The organism is Brevibacterium sp. FME37 (assembly GCF_014897485.1).
Classification (GTDB): domain Bacteria; phylum Actinomycetota; class Actinomycetes; order Actinomycetales; family Brevibacteriaceae; genus Brevibacterium.
Window position 1 is genome coordinate 53,035 of sequence record NZ_JABUYE010000017.1, and the last position, 19,447, is coordinate 72,481.

Annotated in this window: 19 protein-coding genes; 12 read left to right on the forward strand and 7 right to left on the reverse strand. The window is 63.2% G+C overall.

The window, feature by feature from the left end:
- Positions 1 to 6: 6 nt before the first annotated feature.
- The 7 genes from INT29_RS16925 to INT29_RS16955 are packed head-to-tail and all read left to right on the forward strand — an operon-like array spanning position 7 to position 8,724.
- The gene (locus INT29_RS16925; protein ID WP_226842142.1) at positions 7 to 1,482 is read left to right on the forward strand and encodes a uracil-xanthine permease family protein; all 1,476 of its coding nucleotides are present in this window, start codon (positions 7 to 9) and stop codon (positions 1,480 to 1,482) included.
- 4 nt (positions 1,483 to 1,486) lie between these two features.
- Positions 1,487 to 2,425 carry an FAD binding domain-containing protein gene (locus tag INT29_RS16930; protein WP_193072542.1) on the forward strand — a complete coding sequence of 313 codons (939 nt, stop codon included), beginning with the start codon at positions 1,487 to 1,489 and terminating at the stop codon, positions 2,423 to 2,425.
- Entirely contained in the window at positions 2,422 to 2,931 is a 510-nt protein-coding gene (locus INT29_RS16935) for a (2Fe-2S)-binding protein (RefSeq protein WP_193072543.1), read from the forward strand. The genes INT29_RS16930 and INT29_RS16935 overlap by 4 nt, the downstream gene beginning before the upstream one ends.
- The gene (cutA, locus tag INT29_RS16940) at positions 2,928 to 5,318 is read left to right on the forward strand and encodes an aerobic carbon-monoxide dehydrogenase large subunit (RefSeq protein ID WP_193072544.1); all 2,391 of its coding nucleotides are present in this window, start codon (positions 2,928 to 2,930) and stop codon (positions 5,316 to 5,318) included. The genes INT29_RS16935 and cutA overlap by 4 nt, the downstream gene beginning before the upstream one ends.
- Positions 5,319 to 5,347: 29 nt before the next feature.
- Entirely contained in the window at positions 5,348 to 6,028 is a 681-nt protein-coding gene (locus INT29_RS16945; RefSeq protein ID WP_193072545.1) for an SRPBCC family protein, read from the forward strand.
- A gap of 11 nt (positions 6,029 to 6,039) precedes the next feature.
- Positions 6,040 to 7,428 (forward strand): amidase, encoded by a 1,389-nt coding sequence (locus INT29_RS16950; RefSeq protein ID WP_193072546.1) that lies wholly within the window; start codon positions 6,040 to 6,042, stop codon positions 7,426 to 7,428.
- 60 nt (positions 7,429 to 7,488) lie between these two features.
- Positions 7,489 to 8,724, forward strand: a complete 1,236-nt coding sequence (locus INT29_RS16955; protein WP_193072548.1) for an MFS transporter — start codon at positions 7,489 to 7,491, stop codon at positions 8,722 to 8,724.
- Between the two features lie 19 nt (positions 8,725 to 8,743).
- On the opposite strand, the gene INT29_RS16960 is transcribed toward INT29_RS16955, so the two are convergent.
- Positions 8,744 to 9,325: a GNAT family N-acetyltransferase gene (locus tag INT29_RS16960; protein ID WP_193072550.1), complete on the reverse strand. Its 582-nt coding sequence runs from the start codon at positions 9,323 to 9,325 to the stop codon at positions 8,744 to 8,746.
- Positions 9,326 to 9,467: 142 nt separating this feature from the next.
- Here INT29_RS16960 and INT29_RS16965 point away from each other — a divergent pair, with 142 nt between their 5' ends.
- The 4 genes from INT29_RS16965 to INT29_RS16980 are packed head-to-tail and all read left to right on the forward strand — an operon-like array spanning position 9,468 to position 13,095.
- The gene (locus INT29_RS16965) at positions 9,468 to 10,472 is read left to right on the forward strand and encodes an ABC transporter ATP-binding protein (RefSeq protein ID WP_101572117.1); all 1,005 of its coding nucleotides are present in this window, start codon (positions 9,468 to 9,470) and stop codon (positions 10,470 to 10,472) included.
- A gap of 1 nt (position 10,473) precedes the next feature.
- Entirely contained in the window at positions 10,474 to 11,289 is an 816-nt protein-coding gene (locus tag INT29_RS16970; protein ID WP_193072552.1) for an ABC transporter permease, read from the forward strand.
- A gap of 31 nt (positions 11,290 to 11,320) precedes the next feature.
- On the forward strand, positions 11,321 to 12,493 hold the full coding sequence (locus tag INT29_RS20685; protein ID WP_193072554.1) for a sensor histidine kinase: 1,173 nt from the start codon (positions 11,321 to 11,323) through the stop codon (positions 12,491 to 12,493).
- Positions 12,490 to 13,095 carry a response regulator transcription factor gene (locus INT29_RS16980; protein ID WP_193072556.1) on the forward strand — a complete coding sequence of 202 codons (606 nt, stop codon included), beginning with the start codon at positions 12,490 to 12,492 and terminating at the stop codon, positions 13,093 to 13,095. Before INT29_RS20685 ends, INT29_RS16980 begins: the two co-directional genes overlap by 4 nt.
- Positions 13,096 to 13,116: 21 nt before the next feature.
- Here INT29_RS16980 and INT29_RS16985 read toward each other — a convergent pair whose 3' ends face one another.
- Entirely contained in the window at positions 13,117 to 14,286 is a 1,170-nt protein-coding gene (locus tag INT29_RS16985) for an ABC transporter permease (protein ID WP_193072559.1), read from the reverse strand.
- Positions 14,283 to 15,170, reverse strand: coding sequence for an ABC transporter ATP-binding protein (locus INT29_RS16990; protein ID WP_193072562.1), 888 nt, complete (start codon positions 15,168 to 15,170; stop codon positions 14,283 to 14,285). Before INT29_RS16990 ends, INT29_RS16985 begins: the two co-directional genes overlap by 4 nt.
- Positions 15,171 to 15,319: 149 nt before the next feature.
- On the opposite strand from INT29_RS16990, the gene INT29_RS16995 reads away from it, so the two are divergent.
- Entirely contained in the window at positions 15,320 to 15,508 is a 189-nt protein-coding gene (locus INT29_RS16995) for a hypothetical protein (protein WP_193072563.1), read from the forward strand.
- A gap of 262 nt (positions 15,509 to 15,770) precedes the next feature.
- Here INT29_RS16995 and INT29_RS17000 read toward each other — a convergent pair whose 3' ends face one another.
- From INT29_RS17000 to INT29_RS17015, 4 genes are all read right to left on the reverse strand, one after another.
- The gene (locus tag INT29_RS17000) at positions 15,771 to 16,421 is read right to left on the reverse strand and encodes a response regulator (RefSeq protein WP_101572104.1); all 651 of its coding nucleotides are present in this window, start codon (positions 16,419 to 16,421) and stop codon (positions 15,771 to 15,773) included.
- A 3-nt stretch (positions 16,422 to 16,424) separates the two neighbouring features.
- Positions 16,425 to 17,795, reverse strand: coding sequence for a sensor histidine kinase (locus INT29_RS17005; RefSeq protein ID WP_193072564.1), 1,371 nt, complete (start codon positions 17,793 to 17,795; stop codon positions 16,425 to 16,427).
- A 99-nt stretch (positions 17,796 to 17,894) separates the two neighbouring features.
- The gene (locus tag INT29_RS17010) at positions 17,895 to 18,779 is read right to left on the reverse strand and encodes an anti-sigma factor (protein ID WP_193072565.1); all 885 of its coding nucleotides are present in this window, start codon (positions 18,777 to 18,779) and stop codon (positions 17,895 to 17,897) included.
- Positions 18,776 to 19,405 carry a sigma-70 family RNA polymerase sigma factor gene (locus tag INT29_RS17015; RefSeq protein WP_101572098.1) on the reverse strand — a complete coding sequence of 210 codons (630 nt, stop codon included), beginning with the start codon at positions 19,403 to 19,405 and terminating at the stop codon, positions 18,776 to 18,778. Before INT29_RS17015 ends, INT29_RS17010 begins: the two co-directional genes overlap by 4 nt.
- Positions 19,406 to 19,447 lie beyond the last annotated feature (42 nt).

Sequence of the window (19,447 nt, forward strand, 5' to 3'; positions counted from 1 at the left end):
AGTCACATGTCGATGTTTTCCTGGACGCTGCACGGAGATGGCAAGACCATAGAACCAGGCGGCGCCGTTGCCCCGAGCGAGCGCCTCAGCTGGGGCAGGACCGTCGGATTCGGCGTCCAGCACGTCGTCGCCATGTTCGGCGCGACCTTCGTCTTCCCGATCATCATGGGTCTCAACCCGCAGCTGGCCGTGATGATGTCCGGCGTGGGCACCATCATCTTCCTACTCATCGTCAAGGGCAGAGTGCCCAGTTATGTCGGCACCTCCGCGGCGTTCGTCGGAGGCGTCACTGCCGTCACTGCACAGGGCGGTTCCCCCGCCGAGGTGACCGGAGCCATCATGGTCTCGGGTGTGATTCTCGCGCTCGTCGGCACATTCATCCACTACATCGGCTCCGCGGCGCTGATGAAGGTGCTTCCACCCGTGGTCACGGGTGGTGTCGTTATGCTCATCGGCTTCAACCTCGCTCCAGTCGTGGCGAGCACCTACTGGCCGCAGGACCAGTGGATCGCCGTCATCGTCATGGTCTTCATCGTCTTCGTCTCCGTGTGGGTGCGTGGTTTTCTCGGCCGGATCGCTGTCTTCATGGGCCTCCTGCTCGGCTACGTGCTGTCCTGGGTTTTCGACCGGATCTTCGGAGAGATCACCTCCTACAGTGCAACCGCCGGTGAGGTGACGACGCACTTCCGAGTCGACTTCTCCGGTGTCGAGGCAGCCTCGTGGATCGGATTCCCGCCGCTGACAGACACCGCGGCCGGAGTCGTCGGCGTCCATCTTCCCGTCTTCAACGCCGCGGCCATCATCGTGATGCTTCCGGGAATCATCGCCCTGGTCGCCGAGAACGTCGGCCATGTCAAGGCAGTGGAGGAGATGACGGGCGAACGACTCGACAAATACATGGGCCGGGCCGTCATCGGCGACGGTGTCGCCACCGTCGTCGCCACCTCGATCGGCGGGTCCCCGACCACGACCTACGCCGAGAACATCGGGGTGATGGCAGCGACGAGGGTGTATTCGACGGCCGCCTACTGGGTCGCTGCACTCGTGGCGATCGTCTTCGGACTCTCACCGAAGTTCGGAGCGCTGATCTCGGCGGTCCCCGGGGGCGTCCTCGGCGGCATCACCGTCGTCCTCTACGGCATGATCGGAATGCTGGGCGCGAAGATCTGGATCGAGAATCGCGTGGACTTCGCCAACCCGCTCAACATCGTTCCGGTCGCCGCGGGACTCATCATTGCCATCGGAGATGTGAGCCTCGTCTTCAGCGAAGACTTCGTGCTCTCAGGAATCGCCTTGGGAACGATATCGATGCTGGTCATGTACCATGTTGCCCGTTGGTTGGCGCCTGCTGACATGCGAGTCGAATCCGATGACGGAGCCGGCGGAGCAAATCTGACTGTCGGCGGAGAAGGCCACCAAGGACGGGTTGCCGACACTGTGGAACGTGACCGTGGACGTCGCGATCCGGAATCGAGCGAATGAGACGATGAAGCCATCCCCATTACGGATACACCGCCCGACGACAATTGACGAGACTCTTGACCTGCTGAGCGAGCACGCCGCCTCAGGCAAGGTGCTCGCCGGTGGCCAGAGCCTCGTCCCTGTGCTGAATATGCGGCTCGCCGCTCCCCGTGATCTCATCGACATCACCGCGGTGTCCGGACTTGACGAGCTCAGCGTCTCCGGTGTCGAGGGGCGGGCGGAGATCACGGTGGGTGCCACGGTGACGCACCGACAGGTCGAACGCTCCGAGGAAGTTGCGGTGGCCAACCCCCTCCTCGGCGAGGCTCTGCGATTCGTCGCGCACCCAGCGATCCGCAACAGAGGCACGACCGTCGGCTCGATCGCCCACGCTGATCCCAATGGTGAGATGCCCATGATCCTTGCGCTGACCGGCGGTCGAGTCGAAGCGCGCAGCACGCGTGGCCAGAGGACTCTGAACGCCGAGGAACTCAACATCGGCCCCTTGGAGACTTCCCTCGAATCCGATGAACTCATCACCCGCGCAATCTTCCCTGCGTTGCCCGCAGGGTCCCGCGCCGGCTTCGACGAGCTCGCGCGGCGCAGCGGGGACTACGGCCTCGCGGGAGTGGGGATGATCCTTGACGTCGAGGGGGCGACGGTGACGGGGCTGCGCTGCGGCTTCATCTCAGTCACAGACGTCCCGGAGGTCCTCAATCTCAGCGAAGTCGTCTCCGGGGCCCCCGTCGGCGATGCGCCCGAGGTGGCAGACACAGTCGTCGACGCGGTGCGCGACTTCATCGACCCTGGTGGTGACATCCACGCCACGGCGGACTATCGGCGCCACCTCACTGGAGTGATCACCTCCAGACTGTTCAGACGTCTCTGTCGCACCGACGGCGATCATGGCCGGATCACCGACAGTCGGATGACTAAAATCGATACTGAGAGAAGGCGAGCATGACCGAGATCATCGGCACCGAACCGACATCGACCATCCGACTTACTGTCAACGGCACCCTGCAGGTTCTTGAGGTCCCCGACCGGAAGCTGCTGTGTGACGTGTTGCGGCAGGATCTGGGACTGACCGGCACCCATGTGGGCTGCGAACACGGAGTGTGCGGTTCCTGCACGGTACAGCTCGACGGAGAGCCGGTGCGTTCCTGCCTCATGTTCGCCGCCACGGCCCAGGGGCATGAGGTGAAGACGGTCGAGGGTGTCGGCAATGATCCTGAGAACCCGTCCGATGTGCAGCAGGCATTCATCGACTGCCACGGACTCCAATGCGGCTTCTGCACTCCTGGCTTCGTCACGACGATCGACGCCTATATCGACGAGAACCCGAGGCCCACCGAAGAGGAGGCGCGGGAGGCCGTGTCCGGCAACCTTTGCCGCTGCACCGGGTATCAGAACATCGTCGCGGCGGTTCAGCGAGCCGCTGAGCTGCGCGCTGAGGGGGCACGGCAATGACTACCCGCCTGTTTGGTCAGAAGATCACCCGCCGTGAGGACCCGCGCTTGCTCACTGGGCACGGTCGCTACGTCGACGATATCTCCGGTTCCGCGGTCGCCGCAGCATTTGTGCGCAGCCCGCACGCCCACGCGGACATCCTCGACATCGACGTCACCGGAGCCCTCGATATCGCAGGCGTCATCGCGGTGTGGACGCACGAAGACCTGCCCGGTCAAGCTGCCGAACGCCTGCCGATGCTCATCCCGAACCCGTCGATCGTCGCTCCGCACACCGGGTACGCACTGGCCAAAGACCACGTGAACTTCGTCGGCGAGCCCATCGTCATGGTCATCGCCGAGAATCGCTATATCGCCGAAGACGCCGCGAACCGCATCGACGTCGAATACAGCTTCTGCGACCCGATCGTCGGCGTCGAGCAGGCCCGTGAAGGATCGCGAATCGTCCATGAGGGGATGGAGGACAACGTCGCCGCGCACATCGTGCAGAACGTCGGCGACGTCGATTCTGGACTCGACAGGGCACCCCATGTCCTCGAACTCGACCTCGAATTCGAGCGCAGCGCATGCATGCCGATGGAGGGCAAAGGTGTCGTGGCGACGTGGAATCCGGGCGACGACAGTCTGGAGGTCTATTCCTCGACTCAGACGAGCACCGGTCTGCGTGCCGTGCTCGCAGCGAAGCTCGAGATCCCGCTGACCAAGGTTGAGGTCATCACCCCTGACGTTGGTGGAGCATTCGGTGTGAAGATCAACCACCCCTGGCCGGAAGAGCTCGCCGTGGCCTGCGTGTCGCGCGCGCTCGAAACCACGGTCAAATGGACGGAGGACCGCCGTGAGCACTTCATCTCCTCCGCCCATGAACGGGCGCAGACCCAGTGGGTGAAAGTCGGCTTCGATGATGAGGGGCGGATACTCGGTCTCGATGTGAAGTTCTGGCATGACAACGGCGCCTATCTTCCCTATGGCGTGATCGTTCCGCTCAACACATCCACGCACATCATGGGCCCGTATGTGATCCCGTCATTCCGCGTCGAGTACTGGTCGTTGTACACGAACACCGTCATGGTCACTCCATACCGCGGTGCGGGCCGTGCGCATGCGGTGTTCATGATGGAGAGGACGATGGACGCAATCGCCGCCGAATTGGGCCTTGACCGCGCCGAGGTGCGTCTGCGGAACTTTGTCCGCGAATTTCCGCATCAGATGGGGCTGCGGATGCAGGACGGAGCCGAAGGCTGCATTGATTCCGGAGATTTCGTCACCTCCCTCGACAAGCTCAAGTCACTCGTCGGCTGGGACGAATTCGAGTCCTACCGTGAGCAGGCGCGCAGCGAGGGCCGACAGGTCGGTATCGGCCTGGCCTGTTATATCGAGAGCACCGGGGCTGGACCTTACGAGGGTGGCCACATCGAGGTCGAGTCATCCGGTCGGGTCAACGTCTGGACCGGTCTGACCACCCACGGCCAGGCACATGCGACGGTGTTCGCTCAGATCGTCGCCGATGAGCTGGGAGTTCCGCTCGACTCGGTCCAGGTCAACACCGGCGACACTCGCAAACTGCCCTACTCGGTGGGCACCTGGGGTTCGCGTGGTGCTGTCATGGCCGGCAATGCGCTCCACCTCACCGCGAAGAAGGTGCGGGAGAAGGCGCTGCGGATCGCGGGCGAGTCCCTCGAAGCGGACCCCGATGACCTCGAGATCGTCGAGGGCATGGTCCAGGTTAAGGGCGATGCCAGCGCATCGATGCCGCTGGCCGCGGTGTCCGTGCTGTCGAACCCTCTGCGCTACGCCTTCGATGAGAGCGCCCGCGCAGCAACGGCATTTGCTCGTGAATCGCCCGCGGACGAGCCTTCGATCAAACCGGGGGAGCAGCCGGGTCTCGAAGAGCAGGAATTCTTCTCGCCGTTACGCTCGACCGTCGCCAACGGTATGCACGCTGTGATCGTCGAGACGGATCCGGAGACCGCGGACATCAAGATCCTGCGCTACTGCGTCATCCACGATTGCGGACCGATGGTCAACCCGCTCGTCGTCGAGGGACAGGTGCACGGCGGAGTCGCTCAGGGAGTCGGTGGTGCGCTCTACGAGAAGATGGCCTATGACACCGATGGGCAGCTGCTCAACGCCTCGTTCATGGATTTCCTCATGCCCTTCGCCTCTGAGATCCCGTACATCGAAACCGACCATCTCGAGACACCGAGCCCGCTCAATCCGCTGGGCATCAAGGGAGCCGGCGAGGCCGGAACGATTCCCACTGCCTCCGCTATCGCCTCGGCGATCGAGGACGCCGAAGGGATACCCATTCGGTCGATGCCCCTGGACCCGTCGACACTGTGGCGTATGCGAGCGGCTCATGCCGAGGGCGACGTCGCCCGCTCCCACTGAACCCAACTGATCACTAAGGACCGATCTTTATGCTTATTTCTTCCACGGCCACCATGACCGCCGATCCGCCGGCGGCATATGCCGCCTTCCACGATGAGAAGATCCTCGCCGCGACGATCCCGGGAGTCGAGAGCTTCACCCGAACTGGTGATAGCGACTTCGACGTCGTCCTCACCATGGGCGTCGCGGCTATCAAGGGCACCTACAAAGGCACCGTCGCGTTCTCGGAGGAGGTCCCGGACACCTCGTTCATGCTCAGCGCCAAGGGAGCGGGAGGTCCGGGGACGATCGGCGCCGACATCTCCGTGGCGCTGGCGCCCGGAGCGGACGGCGGCAGCGACATCATCTGGGAGGCCAATGCCGTGCTCGGCGGGCCGATCGGGGGAGTCGGGCAGAGGATGCTCGGTGGAGTCGCCAAGCGTATTGCGAAGAAATTCTTCGCCGATATCGATGCCGCCATCCGCGACGGAATTCCGGTGGCGAGTGAAGCCATTACTGGCGCCGAGGCGGCTGGGACAGGTGCAGCCACCGGCGCGAGTGCACCGGTGACGGCTCCCGTCGCTGCTCCTGGGAATGCTGCGGCTCCCGTCGCAGGCTGTGCGACTGGGAATTCCCGACTCTGTGGTGACGGCTTCCTTGCAGGAGCTGCTGTCGGCGCGGGCGCAGCGCTGCTCGGCGTTTGCCTCGGCCTCTTGGGCGGTCGACGTTGACGGCCGAGGCCATGACCTGGATGACTCTGTCCGAGCAGGCCACCGCACTAGACTGCCGCGAGCTCAGCAGCGTCGAGCTTGTGACCGCGCACCTCGACCGTATCGCTGAGATCAATCCGGCCATCAATGCAATCGTCACGCTTGAACCCGAGCGCGCGCTCGAGGCCGCCCGGAACGCGGACAAACGACGCTTGGCAGGTGGTGCGGATCTGCCCGCGCTCTTTGGCATTCCGATGACACACAAGGACACGCACGACACCGCAGGCATGCGCACGACCTACGGCAGCGAACTCTTCGCCGACCATGTGCCGGCGCGAAACAGCACCGTGATAGCCCGTTTGCAGGCGGCCGGGGTGATCTCGACGGGCAAAACGAATGTGCCCGAATTCGCGGCAGGGGCACACACCTCCAACCGCGTGTTCGGAACGACGAAGAACCCCTATGACACCATGCGCTCGGCCGCCGGATCATCTGGAGGCGCAGCGGCGGCCATCGCCTGTGGCGTGCAGTCCGCTGGAGACGGGACGGATGCCGGTGGCTCACTGCGTCTGCCGGCCTCGTTCAATAACATCGTGGGACTCCGGCCCTCGCACGGGTGGATCCCCAGAACCCTTCCCGAGGATCCTTGGCAGTGGCTGGGCCAGCCCGGCTTCATGGCGCGTACCGTCGATGACGTCGCCTGGCTTATGGAGTTGTGTAGCGGTTCCGAACTGGCCAACTCAGCGAACTTCGTCTCGCGTAAAGATGGTGCCTCGGACTTGAACGGAACCGTCGTCGGATTCTCCCCTGACCTCGCCGGCCTTCTCGAACTTGAAGCGGAGGTCAACGATGTGGTCTCGGCAGTGGGGGAAGTGGTTGCTGGCCTCGGCGCTCGACTCAGCGAGTCCGTGCCGGACCTCAGTACGGCCCGACATGTGTTCCGCACAGCCAGAGCCTATGAGTTCGCGGCGACTCTGCGGGACGTCAACGCGGCACATCCGGGCCACCTCAAGGCCTCTCTTCAAGCCGATGTCGATGCCGGTCTCGCGCTCACGGCGACCAATCTCTTCGACTTCGACCGGGCACGCGCACAACTGTGGTCGGCAATGAACGACTATTTCTCCACACATGACGTCCTCATCACCACGACCTCGCAGGTGCTGCCATTCTCCGCGGACGAGGACTACCCGACCATGATTAATTCTCGGCCGATCCAGGACTATATGGCCTGGATCGACTCGACGACGCTCTTCTCCGCCACGGGTTGCCCGGCGATGAGCGTTCCCGCCGGCTTCAGCTCCACGGGGCTGCCGATCGGGCTGCAGATCATCGGACCGGTGGGCGGCGATGCCGCTGTGCTCCATGTTGCTCGCTGTTTCGAAGCAGCCACCGGACACGGACTGCGCCATCCTGAACTGTGAGGTAGGAGCCGACTTTATGAGGAGTATAAGTGGTCGGTTGTTAGCGCCGGGGCGAGGGAGATGAAACGCAGCGCCTCCGCGAAGCCCGCGCGTGAGGGCAAGAAGAGGGGAAGCGGGTGGACGCTGGCCGCGACGACTTATGTGTTCGCGGTCGTGATGATCGGCACTACCCTGCCTACGCCGCTCTATCCGCGCTATCAGGTCGGATTCGGTTTCGGCAGCACACAGACGACCCTGCTCTTCTCTATCTACGCCGGGGCCGTCATCGTCGCGCTCGTCTTCTTTGGCAGACTCTCCGAGGCTTGGGGCAGGAAGCCGTTATTGGCCGCCGGTGTCATCGTCTCACTCGTCTCGGCCGTGCTCTTTCTGTTCGTCGATCATCTCGGCCTGCTCTATACAGGCAGAGTGATGTCCGGAATCGCGGCAGGCATCTTCACCGCCACCGGCACGGTCGCGGTGCTGGAGAACGCTCCGCCAGGTCGTCGGCGACTGGCGACCTCGCTGGCGACGGCGGCCAATATCGGCGGACTCGGCCTGGGCAATCTCATGTCTGGAATAGTCGCTGAGTCAATGCCCAGGCCGCTGTTCACACCGTTTCTCGTCCATGCGTGCCTCCTCCTGCTCGCAGGGGCAGCGATGCTGGGCGTGAGAGAGAGCGCGCTCTCCCGGTCGCATTCCCTGCGTCTGCAGCTACCTGCCATCCCGCCCGAGTCCCGCGCCGTTTTCCTTCGTGCGGTGCCGGGCGCCGTGGCGAGCTTCGCGATAGCCGGACTGTATTCGGCCGTCGCTCCGAGCTTCATGCAACAGACCCTCGGTATCGATTCGTCGGCAATCATCGGCACGGTCGTGTTCACGTTGTTCGGGGCTTCTGCCGCGTGCCAGCTGCTGTTCCAGGGATTGGCCGATCGGACCCTCGTTTTGTGCGGTGGGCTCATTCAGATCGCCTGTATGGCGTCCTTGTCAATTGCACTGCTGACGGTTTCGACGTTGTTTCTCGTCATCTCGGCGATCCTCGGCGGGGCTGGGCAGGGCTTCCTTTTCACGACCGGTATGCGGGCCATCACTGCCGTCACCGAGGTCCGGAATCGGACGGCCGTGACTACTTCCTACTTCATCCTCGCCTACCTGGCAATGTCGGCGCCGATCATTGGTGTCGGTGCACTCGCGCTGCTTACGGGACTCGTCGCCTCCACGATCGCTTTCGCCGTCGCCACAACGCTCGTCTCCTGCCTCTGTCTCTTCGGACTGCGGCAGTGGAGCAATCGGAGACGCGGGGCGGACGGCACCGACGGTTGATCACAGTTGTCAGTGCTGCTCAAGTCACCTGCCGGTCGCTGTGCAGAATTCCGTAGACGAGGGTGTCCGTCCACTCGCCTTTTGACCACCAGTCCTGGCGCAGGTGTGCCTCCTGCCGCATGCCGATTCGCTCGGCCAGCTTGGCCGAAGCGGTGTTCCGGGCATCCATCTGTGCAACGACCCGATTGAGTCGGTAGTGGTCGAAGGCGATATTGAGCACGGCAGTGGCCGCTTCCGAGGCGAAGCCATGGCCACCGGCCGCCGGATTGAGGACCCAACCAATCTCGGCCTTCTCTGACGATTCGCCGTTGAGCCAGATTCCGAGGTCGCCGATGATGATAGATCCTTCGATATCGTCGAGGCCATCCTTGGTCTCAATGACCAGCGAGAGCGCACGTGACTCGGTGCTCAAACCGGTCTTCGGAATGCGCTTGGAGATCTCGGTCCGTGACTCCTCGGCGGTCCAGGGATCGCAGAGGAGGAATCGCGCGACATCCTCACGAGAGTACATGGGCAGCAGAGCCTCGGCATCGGATTCTCGATAGGCACGCAGAATGAGTCGATCGGTGGTCAACGGCAGAGACGGCTCCTGCGGATTCATATGGATAACGCAATCACGAGACCCGGATGTGCGCAAGGGGTGGAGCCAGCTGTTCCGTCCTGTTGAGAAGGAGAGTTACAACCTCGAATATCGGTGACAAATGGCATCATCAGCCGCGCCCGTATCTTCCTAATCTGAAGTCATGAGCACACAGACGACTAATGAGACGACCAATCCACCCAGGCGAACCGAGCAGGCAGCCATGCCTCCGGCTGTGACCCTTGACCATCTGACGAAGAGCTTCGGCGACCTCAAGGCCGTCGACGACATCGACCTGCGCATCCGGCCTGGTGAGGTCGTGGCCTTCCTCGGCCCCAACGGCGCAGGCAAGACCACGACCGTCGATATGCTCCTCGGGCTCTCCCGACCCGATGAGGGATCGGTTGAGATCTTCGGCATGCCACCCCGGCGAGCAGTCAGTCGTGGACTGGTCAGCTCGGTGATGCAGACAGGGGGGCTCCTCGATGACCTCACGGTGCGCGAAACGGTGGAATACACCTCGGCGGTCTTCGCCTCCTCACTCGACGTCGATGTCGTCCTCAAGCGGGCCGGCATCAGCGGCATCGCGAACTCTGTCGTCAAGAAGTGCTCGGGCGGGCAGAAGCAGAGGCTGCGCTTCGCCATGGCTCTCCTGCCGGACCCTGCTCTGATCGTCCTCGACGAACCCACCACAGGCATGGACGTCACCGGGCGCCGAGATTTCTGGCACGAGATGCGCGCCGACGCCCTGCACGGGAAGACGATCCTCTTCGCCACCCACTACCTCGAAGAAGCCGACGAATTCGCAGACAGAGTCATCCTCGTCTCGAGCGGTCGCATCGTCGCCGATGGTCCCGCTCATGAGATCCGGGCCATGGCCTCGGCAAAGACGGTCAGCGCCACTCTTCCCGCTTCGGGTGCGGATGACCTCATCACGTTGCTTCGTGGCCTGGCCGGAGTCGAATCCGTCGATGTGCAGGGCCGGCGTCTGAAGATGCGAACTACGGACTCGGATTCCGCCGCACGCACAATGTTCGACCATGCCTGCACCGAACTGGAGATCACCTCCCACTCGCTCGAAGACGCCTTCATCAGCCTCACCTCAAGCAACGGACCCACCCCGAACGGGCCCACATCGAACGGCACTCCGACCTCGAAAGGGGCATGACATGACCACCTCGAGAGCTAACCCGGCGACTGCCTCGGCGGCGGAATTCCTCGAATCTCTTGACGCACGCAGACCACCGCGACTGGGCGGATTCTCCTCGACACTGGTGCGGCTCGAGCTTCTGCGCAAGCTGCGCAACCGACGCACCCTCATCTTCACTATGATCATGCCCGCGGTCTTCTACCTCATCTTCGGACTGACCAACCGCGGTCAGATGCTGGGCAACACGGACGCGGCCCTCTACATCTCCGTGTCCCTGGCGACCTACGGTGCGATGGTGGCCACAACCACCGGCGGCGCCCAGGTAGCCGTGGAACGGGCATTGGGCTGGAGCCGCCAATTGGCACTGACCCCGTTGCATCCAGCGACCTACATCCTCACCAAGGTGCTTGTCTCGATGGTCCTGGGTGCTGTGTCCGTCATCGTCGTCTTCGGGCTCACCGCGATCACCGGAGTCCACGCGCCTCTGGGCACCGTGGTCGCCTGCGGCCTCCTCGTCGTCCTCACGTCTTCAGTGTTTGCAGCCTTCGGCGTCATGCTCGGCTATCTGCTGCCCGCCGAGAACGCGATCCAGATCTCCAGCATGGTCCTCGGCATCTTCTCCCTCATCGGCGGACTCTTCGTTCCCCTCGCCGTGTGGCCCCACGCTCTGCAGACGATCGCCCGCTTCACTCCCGCCTACGGGGCGGGAGAAATCGCCCGCGCACCGCTCGGCGGGGGTTACGATCAGTGGGCAGTGGTCAATATCCTCGTGTGGTTGGCTGTCTTCATCGCCGGTTCGGCTTGGGCGCTGCGCAAAGACACCACCAGGGTGTGAGGGAAATCAGCAGCGAAGGAGGGGAGCCGCAGTGACCTCAGAATCACCAGTGCGGCTTCCCTTCATCAGGTGGTTCTTCCCCGCCATCTGGATGGTCTTCCTCGTCTACCCGCTGACCGCGGCATGGAATCAGACCGGTGCCGTCCGGTATTGGGGTGTGGGCCTGACGATCCTCTTCGCAGCGGTGTTCTACCTGGCCATGTGGGTCAGCGGGCTCGGCCTCCGTAACCTGTCCCGGGACACGGGCCCCGGTGCTGCGAACGCATGGCAGCGGGGATCACGGGGCCCCGTTGGTCGCAGACGCCTTCCGGTCATCCTCTGCCTCGTCGCGATGATCGGCATCGGCCTCATCGTCACGAAGCTCATCGGTGAGGAGGGACTGTCGTTCCTCGCCTACGTCTCGGTCATCCTCGTCGTCGTGGTCCGGAGGGTGGTTCCGGGAATCATCGTGGCCTGCCTGACGCTCATCGCCGCCGAGGTGGCTCAGCGTCTCGTACCCGGTTGGACCCACGACTACTCCGCCACCTTCGGCATCTCGATCTCGAGCTTCGCAATGGTCATGGCCATCATGGCCGGCGATCGAGCACGTGCGGCGCGTGCGGCTGAGGAGGAGAACCGCCGACTTGAACACGAGGCCGAACGGCTGCGGGTGTCCCGAGACGTCCACGACGTCCTCGGCCATTCTTTGACTGTCATCGCACTCAAAGCCCAGTTGGCCACGAAACTGCAAGCCGCTGGAGCTCCCGAGGCGGCGAAGCACATCAGCGAGATCGAGCAGTTGGCGCGCGGTGCCCTGGCCGATGTGCGCACCACGGTGCAGGGAACGCGGTCTATCTCCCTGGCAGAGGAGCTCGTCGCAGCCTCCCGAGCGTTGCGCGCCGCTGAGATCGAGGTCGAGGCGCCCACTTCGGTCGACAACGCCGATGTGAAGCTGCGTGAACTCTTCGCTTGGAGTGTGCGCGAGGGCAGCACCAATGTTCTCCGCCACTCCCACGCCAGACACTGCACGATCACCATCGAACCCGATCGGCTGACGATCCGAAACGATTCCTCAGGCGAACGCACCGACCTCGCCGAGGTGGGTGCCGGTTCCGGTCTGCGTGGCCTGAGCGAGCGGGCGAAGTCTGTGGGCGCCGTGGTCACGACTGAGAAGACCGACGACGGATTCGTCCTGACCGTCCAACGGCAGGAGGCACTCGCATGACGACGCTGCTCGTCGCCGATGATCAGACCATGGTCCGGGAGGCGCTCGCCGCTCTGCTCGGAATGGAATCCGACTTCGAGGTGATCGCCCAATGCGCCCGCGGTGACGAGGTGCTGCCCGCGATTCGTCGCCGTCCACCAGATGTGGCGCTGCTCGACGTCGATATGCCCAGCCCAGACGGGCTTGAGGTCGCAGCCGTACTGGCAGAAGAGTTTCCCCAGGTCAAGGTCGTCATCGTCACGACCTACGGGCGACCGGGGTGGGTGAAACGCGCGATCGACGTCGGCGTGAGCGGATTCATGGTCAAGGACGCACCGGTCGACCGCCTCGCCGAGGGGATCCGCCGAGTGATGGCAGGCCTCCAGGTCATCGACCCCGAGCTCGTCGTCGAATCCACCGTTCACGGGCGCTCGCCGCTGACAGAGCGGGAGACCGAGGTCCTCCGTGCCGCAGCAGGCGGTGGCAGTGTCGGCGAGATCGCCTCAGCGCTGTTCATCTCCTCCGGCACCGTGCGCAATCGGCTGTCGGCAGGTATCGGCAAGACCGCCGCCCGCAACCGAGCCGACGCCGTGCGCATCGCCCGCGACAACGGCTGGTTGTAGAAACTCAGCGCTTCGACTGGTTCACTTCTTCGTACGACTCAGTGCTTGCTTCCACGACACCTTCGGGCCCGACTGCAGGATGGATCGTTCGAAGATCCGGGTCGCCAACAGGAGAGCCAAGATCGTGGTCACCGCGAGGATGAGCAGCGAGACCAACGGCTCCCACCATTCGATCGTGCCGAGGAAGACTCGCATCGGGACCGCAACCGCTGCGGAGAACGGAATGTAGGACATCACCGCCATCACAGTTTCGTTGGACGAGAAGAGAATGACCGCCATATAGGGCAGGAAGATGAGCATCATGATCGGGCTGCTCGTCGAGCCGAGATCTTCCGTCCGAGAGACCATCGATGCGGCCGCGGCGTAGAGAGAGGCGATCATGACGAAGCCGACGATGAAGAGCGGGATGAACCAGGCGATCGGCTCCGTGACCTTGCCGAGCACCAGGTCGTTTCCGCTGATGGCGGCGCCGACGAGGACGGAGAGCGCGGTCAGGCCGATCTGTGCGAAGGCGAGGATGGAACACGCAAGTACCTTGCCGAACATCAGCACCTTCGCCGAGGTGGAGGCGAGCAGAATCTCCACGATCCGAGACTGCTTCTCCTCCACCACAGAGGAGGCGATGGTCGTTCCGAAGGTCACCGCCGACATGAAGAAGACGAGCCCAAGGCCCAGCCCGATCATGTAGGTCAGTCCCGGGTCCGGGGCATCGGGGTCGAGCAGCTCGACAGTCGGGACCTGGCTGAGCTCGCCGGTCAGCGACTCGGGTGCGGAGCGTTCGGCGATGACGGTGACGCCGACAGGGGACGCAGGGTCGTCGACGACCGCGGCCGCGACCTCCTCGGAGGTCACCAGTGCCTTCGCCTCATCCGCACTGTCGATGGAGACGAGTTCGATCCCATCGATTCCCTCTACTGCCTTCGCCCCCGCCGAGGTGACCGCCACCTTGTCCGTGGAAGAGAACAGTGAAGGCAGCGAACCCGATACCGCCACGAGTGCGCCGAAGAGGACGATGCTCAGCAAGGTGGAGATCATGAAGGCCCTCGACTTGATGCGCACCATGATTTCGCGTTCGATGACGAGACCGATGGCGGTGGTGAAGCTTGCACGTTGAGTCTGCGCTGTCGTTGCCAGTCCCGACTTCTTGGGGGTGCTCGTTTTGGAAGAGTTCGAATCCTGTTGGATGCTCATGCCTGCGTGACCTCCTGGAAGAGTCGGTTGAGGGCAACGGTGTGGGGAGTGAAGGACTTCACTGAGGACACGGCGATGGCACGGTGCAGGACCGCCTCGGCGATATCCGGATTCGGTGCGGCGAAGCGCACCCAGTTCCCGTCGAATTCGACGACGGTGATTTCGGGGATATCGCGCACCCATCCCATATCCGCATCGGTCTGCAGAATCCACTCGGGGGTGCTGCGCTGACTGCGCAGCTCATCGGCGGTGCCGCCCGCAACAAGCCGGCCGCCGTCGATGATGACGAGGTCATCGACGAGGCGTTCGACCAAGTCGAGCTGATGGCTGGAGAAGAGGACGGGAGCTCCGGTGTCGGCGAAATCCTTGAGGACCTCAAGGGTGCGTTCGACGGCGACAGGGTCGAGACCGGAGAAGGGCTCGTCGAGGACGAGGGCACGCGGGCGGTGGATGAGCGCGGCGGCGATCTGCACCTTCTGCTGGTTGCCCAGGCTCACGGCCTCGAGGTTGTCGCTGGGTTTGCCATTGAGGTCGAGCTGCTCGAGGAGTTCAAGTCCGCGGCGACGTGCGGAGTGACGGCTGAGTCCGTGGAAGCGGGCGAGGTAGATAAGCTGATCGATGATCGGCATCTTCGGGTAGAGGCCGCGCTCCTCTGGCATGTAGCCGATCGCACTGCGGTGTGCGGGAGTGATGGGCTCGCCATCGACGGTGATGCGGCCAGAGTCCGAGGCGAGCACACCGAGGATGATGCGCATGGTCGTCGTCTTGCCGGAGCCGTTCGAACCGACGAACCCGGTCATCCGACCCGAGCCGATGGAGAAGCTCAGGTCGTGGAGAACCTGTTTGTCGCCGAAGCTGCGCGAAATAGAGTCCAAGGTGATCATGGTTCAAATCTATTCGGCGTCGACGTGCTCCGCCTCAGCCGAGCGGACTATTTCCTACTCACCGGTGTGGGGGAGGGAAGCGGTCGAGTGGCCGCTGAGTCATTGAACGCACAACTACTCGCGACAGTGAATGGTGGCCGAGGGGCGGAGTGCCGACGCTGGCGTGGGGGCAGCGCTGTGGAACTCTGTGCGGAGACTCCTTCGCCCCGGGCTACGACGTCGAGGGCACCGTTGCCGGTGAGACAGACCACGACGACGGAGCGACCGGAACGGAGGCAATCGAAGACCTGCGTCGCTTCTCGACTGCGGATCGGTGCCTTGTTCGCAGGCGGTCATAGACGGGGTCGAACGGGGAGCTGAAATCCGTGCTGCACATGCTGATGCAACCTGTCCGTCCAGCAGCGAACCGGTGCAGGAGGTGCGCTGGATCGGCCGTGCTGGGGATCAATCGTGCGGGGAGTTTCGGGGGAGTGGACTATGCAATGGTGAGACGATTCCACAATCTGAAATCATGTTGCACCCGTTGCCGGAGAATCGATATTCAGTTGACTGGGCCTCACACTTGACCAGTATTCGGCGAAGGCAGGAGGCCAGGCGTGCTCAATTCCCGACGAGCCCGTTCTCATAGGCGAAGATGACGACATGGATGCGGTCGCGGATGTCGAGCTTGGTCAGCAGGTTGGACACATGCGTCTTGACGGTTGCTTCGCCGACGAAGAGCGTGCCTGCGATTTCGGAATTGCTCAGTCCCTTGGCAACGAGGTGGAGGACCTCGAGCTCCCGGTCGGTGAGCAGGTCGAGCTCGGGGGCCTTGGCAATTGTGGTCTCGGGGCTGCGGACGGAGCGTTCGATGACACGACGGGTCACCTCGGGGGACAGGAGACCATCGCCGTTGGCCAGTGCAGTGACCGCGTCGATGAGCTGCTCCGCCTCGGCGGTCTTGAGCAGAAACCCGCTGGCGCCTGCTGCCAAAGCCTCGAACAGGAAGTCGTCACGGTCGAAGGTGGTGAGCATGAGGACAGCACCGGCCGCTCCCCGACGTACGATCTCCGCGGTGGATTCGAGTCCGTCCATGACGGGCATCTGGACGTCCATGCAGATCACGTCGGGAGCGAGATCGAGTGCGCGGTCGATCGCGACTTGGCCGTTCTCTGCTTCGCCGGCGACCACGATGCCGTCCTCGCTCTCGAGGATCGTGCGGAAACCGGTGCGGACCATCGACTGGTCGTCGACGAGGAGGACTCGGATCACGGTTCAGGCCTTTGCTGTGGAGTCGGTGATGGAGGAGGCGTTTGGGCCGTCGCCGGTTTCGGTGGCGGTCTCGATGGCAGCAGGCGCGGCGGCGTCGATCTCGGCGTCCGCGACATTCCGAGGGTAGGGAATCTGTGCCCGCACCAACCAGCCGCCACGGGACTTGGGGCCCGCCTCCAGAGTGCCGCCCAAAGCGCTCATCCGTTCGCGCATGCCGACGATGCCCAAGCCCAACCCTGGCTGCTTCACTGGTGATTCGGGCTCCCGATGCGGTTCCTCGCGAAGTGCAGCGGGGGACCGGGAGTCGCTGATCTCGACTTCGAGCTTGGTGGTGCCGTACCGCAAGCGGACATCCACCTCGGCGTGCGATCCTGCGTAACGGCGACAATTTGTCAGAGATTCCTGGATCACACGGTAGATCGACATCTCGGTGATCGGCGTCAGCGCTCGCGGTCGACCGATGGTGTGAAACTCGATCTGCTGTCCCGAACGATGTGAAGCGTCGATGAGCTCAGGAACATCGCCGAGGCCGGGGTTGCCCTTCGCGCTGTCTTCACTGGTGGTGACATCGTCGGTGTCCCGGAGCGTGTACACGAGCGCGCGCAGTTCGTCGACGGTTTCTCGGGTAGAGGATTCGATGGTTTTGAGGGACTCGCGCGCTTTGTCGGGGTTCTTCTCGAGACTGCGGCGGGCTGCAGCAGCGTGGATGCCGACGCCGGTGATGTGGTGGGCGATGCCGTCATGGAGTTCACGAGCGATGCGTACCCGCTCCAGGTCGAGTGCCTGACGCGTCAGCTGCTGCTCCTGGGAGCGAACCTCCGCATTGGCGCTACGCAGTTCGTTGAAAAGGTTCCTTTGGCTCCAGGCACGGTTGCCGAAGAGCCAGGCCCCGCCGAAGAAGGCGATGTTGATGAGGAATGAGACCGCTGAGGCGGCAGCGAACTGAAGCACCGTCATGTCTCCGATCGCCTTGAACTGCACGCCTGTCGACACCAGCAGGTAGACGAAAATCCCTGCGCAGAGGAGAAGCCGCGAGATGAAAGCCGTTTTGCGGTTGCCCTGCCAAGCGCCGACCGAGTACACCCCCATGAATACGATGATTTGGGTGACCCCGGGTTCCATGATCGAGAGGACCTGCGCCGTGACGAAGACAGCGGTCTGAATCCATGCCATCTGGCTGGGATAACGCCGACGCCAGATGAGCGGCAAGGTGACGAGGATCGACATCAGGCAGATCAACCACAAGGGCCCCTTGAACGGCCAATACGACGTCGTGTTGTAGAGCACCGCGAAGACGACTGAGGCCGCGGCCAGGGCAAGCACCAGATATACGTCGCCGCGCGTATGTCTCAGCGATGTCGGGTTCTCTTCCATCCCTCCAGCTTAGACAGTCTGAAGTTCGTCCACATCCGTCGGTGTGCGGATCAGACGTGCAGAGTCTCCGGCGCAGGGCGGAGGTCCCTCACCCCTCGCCTACAGGTCGATGGCCACGATCGGATCGGTGGTCGGCTGCTTCGAACCGCCCTCCGGTTCGACCGTGATGCCGAAGAGACTGCCCGAGGAGAACGGCTCATCGGCAATCGTCACCGGTTGTCCAGTCATCAGTCCTACACTCTCGGGACCCTCATTGCCGATCACCCACATCTGCATCGACTTCCCTGCTGGGGCAGCAGTGACGTCGCGAGGACTGAAGCGAATGAGCTGTTCTTTCTCGGACGAGAGCACAGTGACAGAACCGCCCTTGGGCAGCTCGGCAGTGCTGGTTTTCAGATCCCCGGCTTCCATCAGGCGAGCGGAATCGTCGAGCTGTTGTTGAGCAGCGGCCAGCTCATCTTCCAGCTCGTTCTGCTTCTGCCAGGAACTCACTCCGACACCGGCCGCGACGACGACAGCGGCAGCTGCGGCGGCCATCGGCACCCAGGGGCGGCGCTTCCGACGGTGCTCAGCCAGGTCGGCGGGCGGTGGCACATCCGAGGACGAATGAGTGCCTGCCTGCGGTGCGGGTTGAACCGGAGCATTGAGCGGAGTCGGTGCTGAGGACTGAGTCTGCTGCTGTGCAGAACGAGCCTGATTCAGGCTCCGTGGTTCCACATCTGCATCTTCTTGAACATGTGTGCTCGGGATGGCGAGAATTGCGTTGCGGGTGGCTGCACTGATGGGTTCAGGGGCACCCGTGGCTGAGGATTCAGACGCTTCTGCATCGGATCCGGCCATGAGCGCCATGGTGTCCTCATACTCAGCGACCTCGGAACGGAAATCGGCATCGGTGTCTGCAAGAGTCTGCGCCTCGGCAAGCTCAGCTTCACTGAGTCCGCCCAGAGCCAGCCCGGCAGCCAAATAGTCGCGATCGGTGTTCATCGGCTTGCCTCCAACTCTTCTCGCAGCTTCTTCATTCCGTCTCTGATCCGTGACTTGATGGTGCCGAGGGGCACCTTGAGATTCTCTGAAATCTCAGCGTGCGTCAGACCTTGGTAGAACGCCATGACAATGGGTTGTGCCTGATCCGCGGGAAGTATCTTCAGTGCAGTGACGGTCCTGTCTGACTCGAATCTGTCGATGACCTTCTGCTCGACCTGCTCGCCCTCTTCCGCCGACGATCTCAGTCCGTCGGAGTAGTCTCGATCCTGCTGGGCCTGAACACTGCGGACGCAGTCGATGGCTCTCCTGCGGCACAGCGTGATCAGCCATGCTCTGCCGGTCCCATGGTCGGGGTCGAACCCGGAGCACCGGGTCCACACTTCGGTGAAGCATTCCTGGAGCACCTCCTCGGCGAGCGCCTGACTTCTCACTATCCGCAGGATCACTGCCATGAGGATCCGGGACTGAGCCACGAAGAGTTCTTCGAAAGCGGTCCTGTCGCCGGTGGCGATCCGCAGCAGCTGGTCGCCACTCGGGTCCGCTGCTGTGGTGACGGTACCGTCTGACGCTGGGGCATCATTTCCCGGGGGTCCATGGCCTGGAACCGAAGGATCGTCTGAACTCATTGACCAATCATGTCATCTGATCGGCTTCTGTTCTTCAGTTGT